Origin of the sequence: Vibrio sp. T20 (assembly GCF_007858795.1) — a bacterium.
In the GTDB taxonomy this organism is placed as follows: domain Bacteria; phylum Pseudomonadota; class Gammaproteobacteria; order Enterobacterales; family Vibrionaceae; genus Vibrio; species Vibrio satsumensis.
This window is the reverse complement of record NZ_VFEB01000080.1, coordinates 114,018-131,483: the sequence shown is the minus strand read 5'-3', so window position 1 is coordinate 131,483 and position 17,466 is coordinate 114,018. Positions and strand designations below refer to the sequence as shown.

At 45.8% G+C, this 17,466-nt stretch carries 13 protein-coding genes; 7 read left to right on the top strand and 6 right to left on the bottom strand.

Annotated elements, in window-relative coordinates; all coding sequences use genetic code 11:
* Positions 1 to 91: 91 nt before the first annotated feature.
* The 3 genes from FTW16_RS08025 to hrpB are packed head-to-tail and all read right to left on the bottom strand — an operon-like array spanning position 92 to position 7,298.
* Positions 92 to 2,425 (bottom strand): patatin-like phospholipase family protein, encoded by a 2,334-nt coding sequence (locus FTW16_RS08025; protein WP_146490636.1) that lies wholly within the window; start codon positions 2,423 to 2,425, stop codon positions 92 to 94.
* A gap of 38 nt (positions 2,426 to 2,463) precedes the next feature.
* Positions 2,464 to 4,863, bottom strand: a complete 2,400-nt coding sequence (mrcB, locus tag FTW16_RS08020) for a penicillin-binding protein 1B (protein WP_146490635.1) — start codon at positions 4,861 to 4,863, stop codon at positions 2,464 to 2,466.
* Positions 4,860 to 7,298 (bottom strand): ATP-dependent helicase HrpB, encoded by a 2,439-nt coding sequence (gene hrpB, locus FTW16_RS08015; RefSeq protein WP_261383425.1) that lies wholly within the window; start codon positions 7,296 to 7,298, stop codon positions 4,860 to 4,862. Before hrpB ends, mrcB begins: the two co-directional genes overlap by 4 nt.
* 94 nt (positions 7,299 to 7,392) lie before the next feature.
* Between hrpB and sfsA the strand changes: the two genes are divergently transcribed.
* The 7 genes from sfsA to panC all read left to right on the top strand — a co-directional run bounded on the left by sfsA (position 7,393) and on the right by panC (position 13,492).
* Positions 7,393 to 8,118 carry a DNA/RNA nuclease SfsA gene (gene sfsA, locus FTW16_RS08010; RefSeq protein ID WP_146490633.1) on the top strand — a complete coding sequence of 242 codons (726 nt, stop codon included), beginning with the start codon at positions 7,393 to 7,395 and terminating at the stop codon, positions 8,116 to 8,118.
* A gap of 135 nt (positions 8,119 to 8,253) precedes the next feature.
* On the top strand, positions 8,254 to 8,700 hold the full coding sequence (gene dksA / locus FTW16_RS08005) for an RNA polymerase-binding protein DksA (RefSeq protein WP_004738189.1): 447 nt from the start codon (positions 8,254 to 8,256) through the stop codon (positions 8,698 to 8,700).
* A 179-nt stretch (positions 8,701 to 8,879) separates the two neighbouring features.
* Positions 8,880 to 9,755, top strand: coding sequence for a tRNA glutamyl-Q(34) synthetase GluQRS (gene gluQRS / locus FTW16_RS08000; protein ID WP_146490632.1), 876 nt, complete (start codon positions 8,880 to 8,882; stop codon positions 9,753 to 9,755).
* A 183-nt stretch (positions 9,756 to 9,938) separates the two neighbouring features.
* A complete protein-coding gene (pcnB, locus tag FTW16_RS07995; protein ID WP_017059432.1) occupies positions 9,939 to 11,294 on the top strand; it encodes a polynucleotide adenylyltransferase PcnB in 1,356 nt (451 codons plus the stop codon).
* A complete protein-coding gene (gene folK / locus FTW16_RS07990) occupies positions 11,291 to 11,776 on the top strand; it encodes a 2-amino-4-hydroxy-6-hydroxymethyldihydropteridine diphosphokinase (protein WP_146490631.1) in 486 nt (161 codons plus the stop codon). The genes pcnB and folK overlap by 4 nt, the downstream gene beginning before the upstream one ends.
* Before the next feature lie 22 nt (positions 11,777 to 11,798).
* On the top strand, positions 11,799 to 12,593 hold the full coding sequence (panB, locus tag FTW16_RS07985) for a 3-methyl-2-oxobutanoate hydroxymethyltransferase (RefSeq protein ID WP_146490630.1): 795 nt from the start codon (positions 11,799 to 11,801) through the stop codon (positions 12,591 to 12,593).
* Positions 12,594 to 12,601: 8 nt separating this feature from the next.
* Complete coding sequence (gene panC / locus FTW16_RS07980) at positions 12,602 to 13,492, top strand: pantoate--beta-alanine ligase (protein WP_146490629.1); 891 nt, start codon at positions 12,602 to 12,604, stop codon at positions 13,490 to 13,492.
* 105 nt (positions 13,493 to 13,597) lie between these two features.
* Here panC and FTW16_RS07975 read toward each other — a convergent pair whose 3' ends face one another.
* From FTW16_RS07975 to FTW16_RS07965, 3 genes are all read right to left on the bottom strand, one after another.
* The gene (locus FTW16_RS07975; RefSeq protein ID WP_009847587.1) at positions 13,598 to 14,368 is read right to left on the bottom strand and encodes an ABC transporter permease; all 771 of its coding nucleotides are present in this window, start codon (positions 14,366 to 14,368) and stop codon (positions 13,598 to 13,600) included.
* A 1-nt stretch (position 14,369) separates the two neighbouring features.
* Positions 14,370 to 15,287, bottom strand: coding sequence for an ABC transporter ATP-binding protein (locus FTW16_RS07970; RefSeq protein WP_146490628.1), 918 nt, complete (start codon positions 15,285 to 15,287; stop codon positions 14,370 to 14,372).
* A 320-nt stretch (positions 15,288 to 15,607) separates the two neighbouring features.
* Complete coding sequence (locus FTW16_RS07965) at positions 15,608 to 17,239, bottom strand: SulP family inorganic anion transporter (RefSeq protein WP_186728040.1); 1,632 nt, start codon at positions 17,237 to 17,239, stop codon at positions 15,608 to 15,610.
* Positions 17,240 to 17,466: the final 227 nt, after the last annotated feature.

Below are 17,466 nucleotides of genomic sequence, written 5' to 3'. Positions count from 1 at the left end.
AATCTTATCATTTTGACCAACATAGCAAGTTAAGACGAAAGTCCCACTATTTTTGCCTAATTACGCAGTAAAATGGCAGCTCTACGCATGATTATTTGTAGGAAGTACCTACAATCAAATACACCGAATCATAGTTATCTTCGGTTCGGCCATAAGCCAAAATGATCGGTCCTATTGGTGAATCGACACCCGCAAAAACGGAGCCCGCGGTGAACATTGGTGCTTCATCAAGTCTTAAATCATTGTTTGACCAAACACCACCATGTTCAATGGAAGCACCCACATAGAATGGTGACTCAAAGAGACCAAAGTCATTTTCAAACCACTTATAGCGGTAAATAAGACTCGTATAAGCTAAGTTCTGACCGATCATACTATTCCTAGGAATACCAGATAGGTTTAGGAAACCACCGAGCTCTTTGGGATCGATAGGAAAAACCGAGTTCTTGCTTTCTACGATACCGTAATCAAGCTTTGCGACTAAAGTATGCTTCTCAATACTTTGTGCCGCCATGAAATTAGCCGAAAACTCATAGACGGTATCGCTCTCCGAGATTAATTCCGAATTTTCGATAGACGAATCATTCTCAAAATCATCATGAGAGACAAGGTACTCCAAATCGACAAAATAACCTTCGGTCGGCAAACTAAAGTTATCTAATGTATCGAGTCGATAGCTAATGAAGCCGCCAATACGAGTGTACCCGCCATTACCAAGATAAGGCAGCGAAGATACCTCCACATCACCATCGGTATAGCGAGCACCAAATTTAAGTTCTTGCCACAAAGTGGGTTGATAACCTAATGCTAACTCACCCACATACTCTTTATAAGACATGGGAAAGTAGTTTTGAGTTACATCCAATGTAGGCTCTTCGATCTCATCAATATCAACGGGTAAATTTCTTTGTTGATTACTATAAGCAAGAGATGCCGACGTGAATAGCTTTTGACTTGAGAAGAATGGGGAAAAAAGTTCAGCCTCTATACGCTTATCTGTACCCATCTCAACGTTGGTTCTTAGTTCTGCACCGTGTGAGTTGATATCGGTAAAATTAGCAGATACACCAAGCGAATACTGGCTCTCTGTTGAAAAGTCATCTTCAAGGAAAAAACGGAAATTGAGGTAATTAGGCCCCCAAGATTTTTCGTTCACATCGACCTGAAGTTGATCTTCGCCATCGAAATTTTCGAACTCATAGGTGATCAACTCAAATCGGTCTAAGGCATACAGATCTTGCACTTTTGATTCAATTTCACTGGTCTTCAGAATCTCACCAGAATCGAGGTTCAAGCGGTTCTCAATCAGCTTATCGGTGTAATGAGTATTATTGTTGATAACGACCCTATCGACGACAGTCTTATCGCCATGTTTCAGCTGCTTTCGAGCTTGCTGCTTATGATCGATATACTTCTGATAGTCTGCGTTAGAGAGTGACAGCTTAGAAAGCTCAGAGCTGTTCTGGATCGCTGCGTCATAACCGGCTTGGTAGGCACCCGGCATTTTATCGAATTCTGTCGTCTCCATTTGCCCAACATCAGGGCGTAAAAAAACATCATCATCCGTCAGTGTCTCAGCTTGCTCTTGAGTGCTGCGTTGGACCAGATAATTAGAAAGTTGGTTAGCTGCCGCTAGAAAATTCGTGAAGTCTTCTTTGCCTTTGTAATTGGTACTGATATCCACCGCAATGACAATGTCCGCTCCCATCGCTCTGGCAACGTCGACTGGCATATTATTGGTGACACCGCCATCAACCAGCATTCGACCATCTAGAGAGTAAGGGGGAAGTGCGCCGGGTACCGACATACTCGCCATCATGGCATCAACAAGGTGACCATGGTCGATGACCACCTCTTCAAGTTCGATGATGTCGGTTGCGACGGAACGGTATGGAATAGCAAGATGATCAAAAGAGTCGAGTGGAGATAGGTTACCTGTGGTCTCTCGCAGAATACGCAACATATTCTGACCTTGCACCACCCCTTTACTTGCTTTGATTTCGCCCCAACCTAAACCGAGGTCAGTGTTCAGTTGGTAGCGGTCTTCATATTCTTTGTCACGTACACGGCGATCACTACGGTTAACACGATCACGATAACCGCGATTCCAATCGACTGTATAAATAAAGCTCTCAATCTCGTCTGCGCTCATCCCTGTCGCATAAAGGCCACCAACGTATGAGCCCATACTAGTACCAGTAATGTAATCAACCGGGATTTGCATTTCTTCTAGGGCTTTAAGCACTCCAATGTGAGCTGCACCTTTGGCTCCACCACCAGCAAGAACGACAGCAACGGTTGGCCTTTTATGAGCTTGTTCAGCCTGCTGAGGTTGATCAACCTGTGTCACGGTAGATGCAAACAGCTGAAAACTGATCACAGTACCGACAATGCCTAAGCCGCTCACCATCCAACGAGAAATCATTCTTTACACTATCCTTGTCATTCTTTTCTGTTACGACTTTACCACTGAAAAAGCTTCTTTAGCCACTGTTTTGGTTGACTTTCACAGCTCTTTTTAATCTTTCCACTTTCATCCCAAACCGGCAATTTAACGGCACCATCACAGTCAAATTCTAAAGCCCCTTGAGCGGTTCGAGTAAAACTTGCCGTCGCAATTCCATTAGGCCAAGGCAATATTAACTGCTCTGGTGTTCTCTGTTTCAAATAATCGGCATAAACACGTAACGCGCCACTGGAGCCCGTTAGTTTAGTTGGCTTATTATCATCACGTCCTAACCAGATGGTGGTAACTTCACGGCCATCAACACCCACAAACCAACTGTCTCGGCTGTCGTTACTGGTGCCTGTTTTACCGGCTAAACCAGCCCATGCAAACTGACCTTGTAGGAAGCGCCCCGTGCCTTCCGACACACCACGCTTCATCGCGTAGGTGGTTAGCCAAGCCGCTTGCTGGTCAACGCTCTGTGATACACGAGGAATCGACTGATACAGAACCTCACCATCATTATCAACCACCGAACGAAGCGCAGACAAAGGTGCGATACGGCCAGAGTTGGTGATGGTTTGGTACATCTGTGCCACCTGGAACGGAGTCAGTGAGAACGAACCCAAAAACATCGATGGCACTGGACGAATTTCATTCTTATCGACGCCCAGTTTTCCAATCGTATCGGAGACGCTATCAATGCCTAACTGCATACCTAAACGAACCGTAGGTACGTTATAAGACTTAGAAAGCGCCACATACAAGGGCACATCTCCACGGAACTTACGATCGAAGTTTCTTGGGCTCCACACACTTCCTTTGCTGCCTTTCAAGCTTAATGGCGTATCCATCAATGTTGTCGCAAGTGTGTACTTATCAGGTTGTTCCAATGCGGTTAAGTAGATTGCAGGCTTAACTAAAGAACCAATAGGACGACTCGCGTTCAAGGCACGGTTAAAGCCATCGTAGCCAGTACGCTTACCACCAACCATAGCTCGAATTTCACCGGTATTTCTATCTACGGCAATAGCTGCTGCTTCCAGTTTGTTACCTGCGGTTTTCGATAAATCAGGCACCTTGCGTGCAATCGACTTCTCTAACTTGTCTTGGGAAACCGGATCCAGAGAGGTGAAGACTCGAATCCCTTTTTTCGCTTCAAATCGATCACCGACATACTTCTTAAGCTCAATATTGACTTGTTGGAAGTAAGCTGGCTGACGGCTAGCAATACGTGGATTGTCTTGAATATCCAAATCACGACTCGCCGCTTCTTCGTATTGTCGCGGAGTTAATATGTCTTGCTGCATCAATAAGCGAAGAACCAAATCGCGTCGAGTCTTGGCACGCTCAGGATAACGAACCGGATTGTAATACGAAGGTCCTTTCACCATACCCACCAGCAATGCTAGTTGATCAATGCGGAGCTCTTGAATGGGCTGACCGAAGTACAAGCGAGACGCTAAACCGAAGCCATGGATCGCTTGCCCACCATTTTGCCCTAGGTAAACCTCATTTAAGTAAGCCTCTAGGATACGGTCTTTGCTGTAACGATGGTCCAAGATAAGTGCAATGTAAGCTTCACGAACCTTACGCCACAATGTACGTTCACTGGACAAGAACAGGTTTTTTGCCAACTGTTGTGTCAGCGTACTACCACCCTGTACCGTTCGCCCAGCTTTGACGTTAACGACCATTGCACGAGCGATTGCCAGTGGCGACACACCGTCATGTTGATAGAAGTTTCGGTCTTCGGTTGCTAATAAGGCATCAACCATCACTTCTGGGAATTGATTACGTTTTAAGAACAGGCGCTGCTCATCGTTACTTTTCTCAAGCATACCAAGCATTTTCGGTTCAACACGTAGGTAGCCCATGTCGCCTTTCTTCTCTAGCGACTGAATGCGAGTCAACTCGTTACCATTGAAATGCAGCATCACATGACGATCCGCTTCCGGTCCATCGACAAACTCGAACGGACGACGAATCATTTCAATCTTGGTTGAAGAAGAGGAGTATTCGCCCGGGTGACGAGGCGCATTCACCTTACGGTAATTAAGCACATCCAGTTCATTCTTAACCTGTGTCAAACTCACCGGAGTACCCGGAGACAAATCCAACACACGAGCATAAACAACGGTCGGCAAATCAAACAATTGGCCTTCAAAGCGCTGCTTGACCACCGAATCTAGGTAGATACCGACGAACAGCAGTAGCGCAGCCAAGGCTAAGCCCGCTTTCCACGCAATGCCCCAAAGGATCTTCAACCAACCTCGGTTACCCGTTTTTTTGGCTCTTGGTTTGGTCTTCTTCGCGGCGGCTCTCGGTTTTCGAGGCTTGGCTTTGGTCGCTGGTGACTTCTTTGCTGGCGCTTTTTTAGGTGGTGCCTTTTTTGGCGTTAACATTTTGGTCATCATCGGTTCAACTGTCGTTTGGTTTTAGTGGTTGCTACATGGTTAGCAGGATCATCGGGCCAAGGATGTTTTGGGTAACGGCCTTTCATCTCTTTTTGTACTTCTTTGTACGCGCCAGCCCAAAAGCCAGCTAAATCTTGAGTGATTTGCAGTGGTCGCTGCGCTGGAGAAAGTAACTCAAGCACGACTTTTTTACGACCTTGCGCTATCAATGGTGAGTCTTGTTCACCAAAGACTTCTTGCATTCGCACCGAGATCACAGGCTCCGATTGATATTGGTATCGAATCGCCTTTTTACTGCCTGTAGGCATCACGTAGTGAGTTGGTAACCATTGATCGATTTCTTGATTCAACGGCCAACCAAGGTAAGCCGATAGTGCTTGTTCAATGGAAACATTCGACAACCCTTTCGCTGACTTTATGCCATTCAAATACGGTGATAACCAAGTATCTAGATGTTCAATTAAGCTAGCATTATCCATCGCAGGCCAATCATGTTCTGGCATCCAAAGCTGAGCGCAACGTACGCGCTCAACTAGCTGCTTCGCGGCAGGCGTCCAATGTAAATGATCAAGCCCACATCGAGCGATATAATTGAGTAGCGCTTGGCTCGCCTGATTCGCACTCGGCTCTGGTAACGCTTTGGTTCTGATAATCAGTTTACCCAAAGAGACTCGCTGCTCGGCAACTAAGCGACCACGCTTTTCATCCCAATCCGCATAATCCGAACAGGCAAAGAGATTTGGAAACGCTTCTTCTAACTGCGCAATATCAACGGCGGTTGCCAAGAAAATCTGACTGGCTCGTCCTGTGCTGCGTATCAAATCAATCACCACGATGTAATCGTTATTCGCCAGTGGATCATCATCACGCACCTCAGCGCCGTGACCATTCGCAAGTAGGAAAGCACTACCGGTTGCGCTTCTCGCTTGAGCTATTCGGTCAGGGAATGCAAAACAAAGCACTAATGGTAACAATGATTCGTCAAGTTGTGACAAATCTACGTGATGATTGAGTTTGCTGGCGAGACTTTTCGCTCGCTGCATCACCACGCTGTTTTTCGAATGCTTTCTTTGTTTAAGCCGGTGCAACGAATGCTGAATATCAGTGACGTTGCGTTCAGGCTCTTCAAGTAAAGCGGCGGCGACAATCGCAGCATTCAGCAATGCTGGGCTGCCTTGTTGCGCTTTTATCAGCATGCTGACGATACGTGGTTCAAGGCCTAAACGCTGGGCCTGCTTACCTAGCGCCGTAAATTGGCCATTACTATCTAATAGCTCAAGGCTTTGTAGCAGTTGCTTGGCTTGTTCCACTGAAGCTTGTGGCGGAATATCTAGCCATTGCAACTCGTCTGCATTTGCAGCGCCCCACTGCGTCAATTCAGCCACCAGCGAAGAGAGATCTGAATGTAGAATTTCAGGCTCAGGTACAGCAGGTTGCTGCATCAGCTGCGTTTCGCTGTACAAACGAACGCACAAGCCCTCTTCAATTCGTCCCGCACGACCCGCTCGTTGCTCAGCTGAAGATTGCGAGATTTTCACTTGCTCAAGCTTGGTGATACCGGTTTTCAAATCAAACTTCGCCACACGTTCAAGCCCGGAATCGACCACCAGTCGAATACCTTCAATCGTCAAAGAAGTCTCAGCAATATTGGTGGCTAACACCACCTTTCGACGCCCTTTCTCTGATGGCGCGATCGCTTTCTGCTGTTGAGGAAAGCTGAGTTGCCCATACAAAGGACACACATCGATATCGCTAGAGAGTTGTTCTAGTTGCGACTCCACCTGCTTAATCGCAGACACTCCTGGTAAAAATGCTAATAACGAACCGGATTCCTTCTCCATCAAAGAGCGAATTACATTAGCCATTTTAGGGGCTAAATATTCATTAGTACTGAGAGGTTGATAACGGAAGTCGACCGGAAAAGTACGACCTTGAGATTCAACATATTTGGCATTCGGCAATAAAGACTGCAGCGCTTGTTGATCTAAGGTTGCCGACATCACAACCACTTTCAGATCATCACGTAGCGCCTCTTGGATCTCTAGACTAAACGCCAAAGCGGTATCGGCATGAATGCTGCGTTCGTGGAATTCATCGAAGATCACCATATCCACCCCGGTCAGTTCAGGGTCGGTTTGGATCATTCTTGTCATGATCCCTTCGGTAACGATCTCCAAGCGAGTTGCACTGCTGGTTTTAGATTCACCACGAACTCTAAAACCTATGCTCTCCCCGACCTTCTCTCCCAATTGGCTCGCCAAGTAAGTCGCAATATTTCTTGCCGCCAAACGCCTAGGTTCAAGCATGATAATTTTGCCTTGAACGGCATTGGTCTTAACCAGTTGTAAAGGGAAGAATGTTGACTTACCTGCACCGGGAGCGGCCTTTAGAATAAGTTGAGTGTGTGTTTCTACGCCAGCGAGCAGATCTGGCATCACAGCTTCTATGGGCAGTTGTGGCAATGGGAGAACCTTGTGGTGTAATGTTGGCAACATTGTACATAAAAACCTACTCGTCTAAATAAGTAATATGCACTTCAATCCGCCATTAGAGTCAGCGACTCTTATCAAACGCTATAAACGTTTTCTCACTGACATCAAACTTCCTGACGGCAGCGAGCGTACTATTCACTGTGCTAACACTGGAGCGATGACAGGGTGTGCGACCCCAGGTAACACCGTTTGGTACTCAACATCTGATAATGCAAAAAGAAAGTACCCAAACAGCTGGGAGATCTCAGAAACAGACAAAGGTCATCGTATTTGTGTAAATACTGCGCGGGCAAACCAGCTAGCAGTGGAAGCAATTGAAAATGGGACTATAGTTGAACTCTTAGGTTATAACGCGTTACGAACCGAAGTGAAATATGGCAGTGAGAATAGTCGCATTGATATTCTACTTGAAGATAACGAAAAGCCGCCTTGCTATATCGAAGTAAAAAGCGTCACTTTGCTCGACGAGCAAGAAATCTCTACTAAAGGGCAAGGCTTTTTCCCTGATGCGGTCACAACCAGAGGCCAAAAACATCTGCGTGAACTCACAGAAATGGTCGAATCTGGAAATAGAGCCGTACTTTTATTCACTGTTTTACATTCAGGTATTGAAAAAGTGTCTGCGGCACACCATATAGACGCCAAATATTCGTTATTACTAAAACAAGCACAAGACGCTGGAGTTGAAGTGCTTTGCTATAAAGCAGAGCTCAGCAGTACTCAAATACAACTAAAACAAGCTGTTGAATTTATCAATAGCTAAGCAAAGATGCTGAACTAATCACATTGATTGCAAGTTTGAATAAGAGTATTTGCCACCATTCGTTCTTTCTGCTATAGATACCCGCCTTAAAATTAGCTGCTTTGCAGTTGACTAGGTGTAAATAGGAGATGCTGTATGCCAGAATCTAAGAAAAAAGCGCTAGGCATCCTAGCCATCGCAGGTGTTGAACCGTACCAAGAGAAGCCAGGTGAAGAGTACATGTCACCTGAGCAAACGGAACATTTTACAAAAATTTTAGCAGCTTGGCGCAACCAGCTCAGGGAAGAAGTTGATCGTACTGTGCACCACATGCAGGACGAAGCAGCGAATTTCCCAGACCCAGTTGACCGTGCTTCTCAAGAAGAAGAATTCAGCCTAGAGTTACGTAACCGTGACCGTGAGCGTCGTCTTATCAAAAAAATTGAGAAGACATTAGACAAGATCGAAGAAGACGATTTCGGCTTCTGTGATTCTTGCGGTATCGAGATTGGCATTCGTCGCCTTGAAGCTCGTCCAACTGCTGATCTTTGTATTGACTGTAAAACACTTGCAGAGATCAAAGAGAAACAGATGCAAGGTTAATTCTTGCAGATGTAAAGAAAGGGAGCCTTGGCTCCCTTTTTTGTTTGTTATCCAAGCGAAGTATTTCACACGCTTGATAGTAAATAGCAGCTTTAAGCCTTAGTTCTACGCATTAAAGCTCTTGTTAAACGTCTTAAGAATCGGCTACTGCGGTACCATTTAGATTAGGTTGTTCACTCATGAATTATATCGGGCGCTTTGCACCATCACCGTCAGGTCCTCTTCATTTTGGCTCACTTGTTGCTGCTCTTGGTAGCTACTTTCAAGCGAAATCTAACCAAGGAAAATGGTTAGTTCGTATGGAAGACCTAGATCCTCCACGAGAAATGGCCGGCGCTGCAGACCTCATTCTTAAGACACTTGAGGCTTACCACCTATTTTGGGATGGTGAAGTCGTCTATCAAAGCCAGCGTCATGGCTTGTATCAAGCTCAAATCGATCAATGGGTCGCTGACAATCAAGCCTACTACTGCCAATGCACCCGCAAGCAGATAAAGGCTTTGGGTGGCTTTTACAATGGTCACTGTCGAGATGCAGGCTTAATCGATTCAGGTGAACAGGCGGTCCGCTTGCGCATGGATTTTCCTGTAGAGTCCTTTGATGATGTTCGCCACGGCACCATTCAAATCCCTAAAGCATTGGCTGAAGAAGATTTTATTATAAAACGCAGAGATGGATTGTTTGCCTATAACTTGGCCGTTGTCCTGGATGACATCGAACAAGGAGTAACAGAAGTAGTAAGAGGCGCAGACCTGATAGAGCCAACAGGTCGACAAATCAGTTTGTACAAGACGCTCAAGCAAAAAACAGTCAGCTACCTGCACTTACCATTGGCAACCGATGGCTTGGGGAATAAACTGTCAAAACAGAACCATGCCACCGCGATAGATATCGACAATCCAAAACCAACGTTACTCAACGCGATGCGATTCTTAGGTTTTGATATCCCGACAGCCCTTTGTGAGGCTTCAATGGATGAGATTTTATTGTGGGCCAGCCAGCAATGGAACGTCAGTCAGTTACCTGATAGTTTACAAAAAGAGCACTGTAATTAGCTCGAAACTCACGGCAAATAGCAAAAACGACACATAAAAATGCCATAACCAACCACTGTGGTTAAGCAGACGATGTTCTCAAATGGCTCGCGCTAGGCTATTATTAGCCGCAATTAAACTCTGCACTACCACTTTGGACTAAGAGAAAAACAAAGTTGGCGATACCTACTTTGTTCTAAACTAATGAATACAAACGACAATACCCCAAGCGAACAACGCGGATTCCACGAATTAGCTCTGAATATTTATACTCGTCAAGAGCACAATATTTCACGCAAGCAGATCAGCGACAACGCACTAAAAGTGCTATATCGCCTGAATGGTGCGGGTTTTGACGCATTTCTAGTCGGTGGTGGTGTGCGCGATATCTTATTAGGCTCTCAGCCAAAAGATTTTGATATTGCGACCAACGCAACGCCAGAGCAAATCAAACACCTCTTCAGAAACTGTCGCCTTATCGGCCGCCGTTTCCGCTTGGCACATATCATGTTTGGTCGCGACATCATTGAAGTGGCAACTTTCCGTGGTCACCACCAAGAACCATCGAAAAACGTGTCTGCACAATCTAAAGAAGGCATGCTACTGCGCGATAACGTGTACGGCAGTGTTGATGAAGATGCAGAACGCCGTGATTTCACAATCAACGCGATGTACTACAACATTGCAGACTACAGCATCCACGATTACGCGGGTGGTGTAGAAGATTTAGAAGATAAACTGATCCGCCTGATTGGTGATCCAGAAACACGTTACCGCGAAGACCCAGTACGTATGCTACGTGCAATGCGCTTCGCCGCTAAACTGGATTTCGATATTGAAGAAGACACAGCTGACCCAATTGAAGAGTTAGCTCACCTCCTAAGAGATATCCCTGCAGCGCGCCTTTACGAAGAGTCTCTGAAATTGCTGCAATCAGGTCACGGTTTAGAAACCTACCACCTGATGCGCGAGTACAATCTATTCCAACAGATGTTCCCAGCGGTAGCTGAGCACTTCACAGAAGATTACGACTCTCACACTGAGCAGATGCTTGATTTGGTTCTAGATTCAACCGACCTTCGCATCGAAGATGGTAAGCGAGTAAACCCAGCATTCATGTTCGCAGCGATGCTTTGGTACCCAATGAACAAGCTGGCAGACAAACTTGTCGCTGAACAGGGTATGGCACACTACGATGCGATCATGGAAGCGAGTAACATCATTCTAGATCAGCAAGTAAAGTCTATTGCTATTCCTCGTCGTCACACCGCAACCATTCGCGAAGTTTGGCAACTGCAACTTCGACTGCCTCGTCGCAACGGTAAACGCGCTGTTCGCCTTATGGAGCTCAACAAGTTCCGTGCAGGCTACGATTTCCTAGAAATGCGTGGTGAGATTGAAGGTGGCGAAACCAAAGAGTTAGCAAAATGGTGGGAGCGTTATCAGACTGCAGGTCGCAACATGCGTCAAGCAATGGCTAACGACGTTGCAGCACCATCAAAGTCAGGCCATCGTCGCCGTAAGACTTACCGAAACAAAAAGAGTAAGCAATCCGAATGATAACTGCTTACATTGCGGTCGGCAGCAACCTTGCCGACCCAGTTAGCCAAGCAAATTTGGCTATCGAAACGCTAAAAAGCCTACCGCGATCAACGTTTATTGCGACCTCTCAGCTATATAGTAGCACTCCAATGGGGCCGAAAAATCAACCGGACTACATCAATGCGGTAGTCGCTATCAAAACCGAATTAACGCCTATTGAACTGCTTGATTGCACTCAAAAAATCGAGTTAGAGCAAGGGCGTGTCCGTAAAGACGAACGCTGGGGACCAAGAACCTTGGATCTCGACATCGTGTTGTACGGCAATGAGGTGATCGATTCAGAGCGCTTAACCGTTCCTCATTACGGAATGAAAGAACGAGAGTTTGTACTCTACCCGCTTGCTGAAATCGCACCAAGTTTACAACTCCCTGATGGGACTGAGCTGACAAAACTACTGAAAACTGTAGATAAAAACGGGCTCAATGTTTGGCAGCAATAGCCAGGCGCATTAAGGAAAACCAATGAAAAAAGTAACCATTAACGACCTGATCAAGTGTAAACGTGAAGGCCGTAAATTCGCGACGTCAACAGCTTACGATGCGAGCTTTGCTCAACTATTCGAAAGCCAAGAGATGCCTGTTCTGCTTGTCGGTGATTCACTGGGTATGGTTCTACAAGGCCATAACGACACATTACCAGTAAGCGTTGAAGACATTGCTTACCACACTCGCTCAGTGCGTGCTGGTAGCCCAAACTGTCTTCTTATGGCTGACATGCCTTTCATGAGCTACGCAACACCAGAGCAAGCTTGTGAGAGCGCAGCTACCTTGATGCGTGCTGGCGCGAACATGGTAAAAATCGAAGGCGGAAGCTGGTTGGTTGATACTGTGAAGATGCTAACAGAACGTGCAGTGCCAGTATGTGCACACTTAGGCTTAACGCCTCAATCTGTGAACATCTTTGGTGGTTACAAGGTTCAAGGTCGCGACGACGATCAAGCAGATAAAATGGTTGCTGACGCACTAGCGCTACAAAACGCAGGTGCTCAAATCGTTCTACTTGAATGTGTACCCGCTTCATTGGCAAAACGAATTACAGAAGCTTGTCACGTGCCAGTAATCGGTATCGGCGCAGGTAATGTTACCGATGGTCAGATCTTGGTTATGCATGACATGTTCGGTATTTCTGCGAACTACATGCCGAAGTTCTCTAAGAATTTCCTAGCAGAAACAGGTGATATGCGTAAAGCAGTAGCTCTATACAAAGAAGAAGTAGAGAGCGCGCGCTTCCCTGATGAAGCTCATACAATCGCTTAGGAGTAAGTATGCAAACTTTTGCTGAGATAGCGGCTCTTCGTGAGCAGATTAAACAGTTTAAGCGTGATGGACGTACGGTTGCTTTTGTACCGACAATGGGAAACCTGCATGAAGGTCACCTGACTCTTGTAAAGAAAGCTCGTGAACTGGCAGACATTGTTGTGGTAAGTATCTTTGTAAACCCAATGCAGTTTGACCGTGCCGACGACCTAAACAACTACCCTCGAACGTTAGAAGCAGATTTAAGCAAACTGACAGGCGAAGGCGTTGAGCTAGTATTTACACCCACGCCAGATGTGATGTACCCAGAGGGATTAGACAAACAAACGTTTGTTGAGGTCCCAGGCATATCTCACATGCTTGAAGGTGCGTCTCGTCCAGGTCACTTCCGTGGCGTAGCGACGATTGTCACCAAGCTGTTTAACATTGTTCAGCCAGATTTTGCATGCTTCGGCAAAAAAGACTTCCAGCAGCTTGCTGTTATTCGCCAGATGACCACTGACTTAGCGTTAGACATTAAAGTTGTGGGCGTTGCGACTGTTCGTGAAATGGATGGCTTAGCAATGAGCTCTCGCAATAGCAACCTAACGATTGACGAGCGCCAACGAGCGCCAGTTCTAGCGCGTACTATGCGCTGGATCAGCAGTGCTATTCGTGGTGGTCGCGATGACTACGCATCAGTGATTGAAGATGCGACAGACCAACTTCGTGCAGCAGATCTACAGCCAGATGAAATCTTCATCTGTGATGCTAAGACTCTGCAAGCCATCACTTCAGAATCCACTCAAGCTGTAATTCTTATGTCGGCTTTCCTAGGTAAGACGCGTCTTATCGACAACCAAGTTCTCGACTTGGTAACGGAAACCAAAGAAGAAGTTAAAGAAGAAACTGCTGAGTAATCACGTTCTTCTCTAAACACAAAACAAAAGCACAAATGAAAGAGACAAAAAAGGTCGATGTAATATCGACCTTTTTCTTTGCCTGCGATTCAGTAAGTGTCGGAGCTAGCTGCGTAAGCCAATACCCTTAGTCACTAAGTAATGTGCAATGCCATACAGCACAACGATAAACACGCCTAGAACGCCAAACGACGTCACAATACCCACGTCAGACACACCCAAGAAGCCATATCTAAACGCATTCACCATGTACACGATAGGGTTCAACTTCGACACACCTTGCCAGAACTCAGGCAACAGGCTAATCGAGTAGAACACACCACCAAGATAAGTAAGCGGCGTCAGAATGAAGGTTGGGATAATTGAGATATCATCAAACGTACGTGCAAATACCGCGTTGATAAGACCACCTAACGCAAATACCACCGACGTAAGGAAAACGGTCGCAATAATCACGCCCCAGTGATCAACCTGAAGGTCAACGAAGAACAGAGAAACAAAGGTCACAATAGTACCGACCAATAGGCCGCGCACCACACCACCCATCACGAAACCAGCAATAATCACGTAGTTCGGCACCGGCGCAACCAACAGTTCTTCAATGTTCTTTTGGAATTTGGCACTAAAAAATGATGAAGCCACATTCGAGTACGAGTTAGTGATTACCGACATCATGATCAGGCCAGGAACAATGTATTCCATGTAGCTAAAGCCGTTCATTTCACCAATACGTGCACCGATAAGATTACCGAAGATAATGAAATAAAGCGTCATGGTAATCGCAGGTGGAACCAACGTTTGCACCCAGATACGAGTAAAGCGATTGATCTCTTTGGTCAACAAACTGCAGAAAGCTGTCCAATATAGGCTGTACATATTACTTACTCCCCTCACGGACAATACTCACAAATAATTCTTCTAGACGGTTTGCTTTATTACGCATAGAAAGGACTTTAACCTGTTGCTCGCTCAATTGAGCAAAGATGGTATTCAAACCTAGGTTCTTATCGATTTCGATTTCTAGCGAGCCATTGAGCATGACTTGGCTATTCACACCTTCAAGCTTAGGTTCTGTCGCGCCCTCTTCCAGATCCAGAATAAAGGTCTCAGCACTCAACTTGCCCAGCAGCGCTTTCATGGTTGTATTCTCAATCAACTCACCGCGATTGATGATGCCAATGTTGCGACACAGCATTTCTGCTTCTTCTAGATAGTGCGTGGTCAAGATAATGGTAATGCCCTGCTTCTCATTGATCTCTTTTAGGAATTCCCACATTGAACGACGCAGTTCAATATCGACACCCGCAGTTGGTTCATCAAGGATCAACAAATGAGGTTCATGCATCAATGCACGTGCAATCATCAAACGACGCTTCATACCACCAGACAAGTTACGCGCACGTTCACCACGTTTTTCCCACAAATCGAGTTGAGATAGGTACTTTTTCGCTCGCTCTTTCGCCAATGCTTTTGGCACGCCATAATAGCCCGCCTGTTGCAACACGATCTGTTCAACGGTTTCGAACGGGTTAAAGTTGAACTCTTGAGGCACAAGGCCTAGGTTCTGCTTCGCCAACTCCAGATCGGTATCAATGTCGTAACCGAACACTTTAACCTTGCCTGAAGTTTTATTTACCAGTGAAGAGATAACACCAATTGTGGTTGATTTACCCGCACCATTTGGACCAAGTAGTGCGTAAAAGTCGCCTTTTTCTACTTGTAAACTAACACCCTTAAGAGCCTCGAAGCCCCCAGCATAAGTTTTTCTTAATTGCTCAATTTCTAATGCATACATAGAGATAGACTGCCATTTGCTATAGATAAGATGTCGACGACCGAGCTTGAGGAGAGAGTAATGCTTAAAACGGCTAGCAGAAAACTAACCCAAACTTGTTTACTCGGCCATTTTGCAAACAAGTTTATCGTTGATTAACGATGAATACAAATATCGTGTGAGAGTTTCTTTCGAAAACAAATAAGAATATTGGCTAAGTGAAGACCAAATCAGCGTTCAATAAATATAAAAATGCCGCTAAGTTATTCACTTAGCGGCATTAATGATCAGTCATGAATTGAGCGTCTATAGCTCATTCATGTCACCTTATTACTGAATAATTAAACAGCCTCAAATTGATGTTCATCTCTGTCGACATAGCTTGTTGCGGCCGTCAGGGCTTCGTATCTGAATCGGTAAGTATTGGACTCAGGAACCAAGTCAATCACATGGAACTTCTCAAGCTGCTGACGCGTATTCTCGTTTGGACACAACAAATACACCTCACATTGCGCATCTAGAGCATCCTTAATGGCATTCTCCAGCGCTAGACCAACGGTTACATCAATCATCGGAACGTCCGTTAAATCTAGAATCATCGCTTCATAGTCAGAGATACTCGAGTGCTGGCGTGAAATCGCCTTAGAAACACTGAAGATCATTGGCCCAGAAAGATAGAAGAACAGAACTTTACCATTCGCGCTATCGAGCAGCTGACGTTCACTATCAGTGAGTGGAATATCGTCTTCATCATCGCCATCACTGATCGCCTTAACTTGTCTGGCTTGCTCTCGGCTCAATCTTTCAATAATCAGAATATTCGAGATAAAGACACCCAGCCCAACAGCAATAATCAGGTCAACGAATACGGTTAGCAACATTACGCCATACATAACGCCCATGCCCGCATAACTCACCTTGTGCGCACGCTGAATAAAGCTCCAATCGAGAATGTTGAAGCCCACATACATCGCGATACCTGCCAACACCGCCATAGGAATAGGTTCGGTTAAGCCACCCGCGACCAATACCACCAACGCCAGAACTAATGCACGAACAACACCTGATAGTGGAGAACGAGCACCTACTTGGATATTGGTGACCGTCCCCATAGTAGCGCCCGCGCCCGGCAAAGCGCCGAACAAGCCAGAAATCATATTCGCAATACCTTGGCCACGAAGTTCTTTGTCTGAGTCATGCTCTTTACGAGTCAGTGAATCTCCGATAACCGCGGTCAGAAGCGTATCAATACAGCCAAGAGTACCCAGTACTAAGGCATCAATAACCATGGTAGTAAACTGCTCAGCGTTGATCGTAGGGATAACGAGAGAAGGCAAACCGGCTGGAATTTCACCAATACGGCGAATAGAGTCAGTATCAAAAATAATGACTGACAAGAGCGTCACTGCAACCAAAGCGACCAGTTGAGCAGGCACATACTTACGGTACTTAGCTGGAAAACCGAAAAGAATACCGAGCGTCAATGCCCCTAAAAACAGTTCGCTCACTTTTAGGTTTGCTAGTGTATCTGGAAGCGCAGAGAGCGTGCCCATCACACCACCGGAAGGTGCAGCATGTCCTAATAAAGGGGACAACTGCAGAATAATTAGAATAACGCCGATGCCCGACATAAACCCGGAGATCACGCTATATGGCATCAAAGTAACGTATTTTCCGAGCTTTAATGTACCGAGTAATATCTGAAAAGCACCAGCCATCATTACCACGGTAAAGGTCATTGCCATTCCGGTTTCAGGATACTTGGCCACCATGCTGGTCATGACTGCCGTCATGATCACCGTCATCGGGCCGGTCGGCTCAGAAATCAGGCTGCTCGAGCCACCAAACAATGCCGCAAATAGGCCAACCATGATGGCGCCCCAAAGGCCAGCTTCCGCGCCCGCGCCAGAAGCAACACCAAATGCCAATGCTAAAGGCAACGAGATGATGGCTGTAGTGACACCGCCAAACATATCCCCTTTGAGATTGATATCCGTAAAACGACTTCCAAACAAAACACACCTTCCTGATGATGAAATGACAAACCTTATCACTTTAACAAATGTATCAAGTGTTCAGAAAGTGTTAATTCAATCACATTATTCATGTCTTATAACCGGATCATAGCTTCTACACTAAGTTAATGATTTTAACGACTAGTACACGTCAGATGAGTACTATTTGACACAGTTTTTACGAG

Coding starts and splice junctions, on each gene's coding strand:
- hrpB (WP_261383425.1), bottom strand. CDS start 7,298: ATGCCAGATCTGCTCGCTGGCGTAGAAACACACACTCAACTTATTCTA.
- FTW16_RS07965 (WP_186728040.1), bottom strand. CDS start 17,239: ATGTTTGGCGGTGTCACTACAGCCATCATCTCGTTGCCTTTAGCATTG.
- panC (WP_146490629.1), top strand. CDS start 12,602: ATGCAAACTTTTGCTGAGATAGCGGCTCTTCGTGAGCAGATTAAACAG.
- sfsA (WP_146490633.1), top strand. CDS start 7,393: ATGCACTTCAATCCGCCATTAGAGTCAGCGACTCTTATCAAACGCTAT.
- mrcB (WP_146490635.1), bottom strand. CDS start 4,863: ATGATGACCAAAATGTTAACGCCAAAAAAGGCACCACCTAAAAAAGCG.
- FTW16_RS08025 (WP_146490636.1), bottom strand. CDS start 2,425: ATGATTTCTCGTTGGATGGTGAGCGGCTTAGGCATTGTCGGTACTGTG.
- FTW16_RS07975 (WP_009847587.1), bottom strand. CDS start 14,368: ATGTACAGCCTATATTGGACAGCTTTCTGCAGTTTGTTGACCAAAGAG.
- pcnB (WP_017059432.1), top strand. CDS start 9,939: ATGAATACAAACGACAATACCCCAAGCGAACAACGCGGATTCCACGAA.
- folK (WP_146490631.1), top strand. CDS start 11,291: ATGATAACTGCTTACATTGCGGTCGGCAGCAACCTTGCCGACCCAGTT.
- gluQRS (WP_146490632.1), top strand. CDS start 8,880: ATGAATTATATCGGGCGCTTTGCACCATCACCGTCAGGTCCTCTTCAT.
- panB (WP_146490630.1), top strand. CDS start 11,799: ATGAAAAAAGTAACCATTAACGACCTGATCAAGTGTAAACGTGAAGGC.
- dksA (WP_004738189.1), top strand. CDS start 8,254: ATGCCAGAATCTAAGAAAAAAGCGCTAGGCATCCTAGCCATCGCAGGT.
- FTW16_RS07970 (WP_146490628.1), bottom strand. CDS start 15,287: ATGTATGCATTAGAAATTGAGCAATTAAGAAAAACTTATGCTGGGGGC.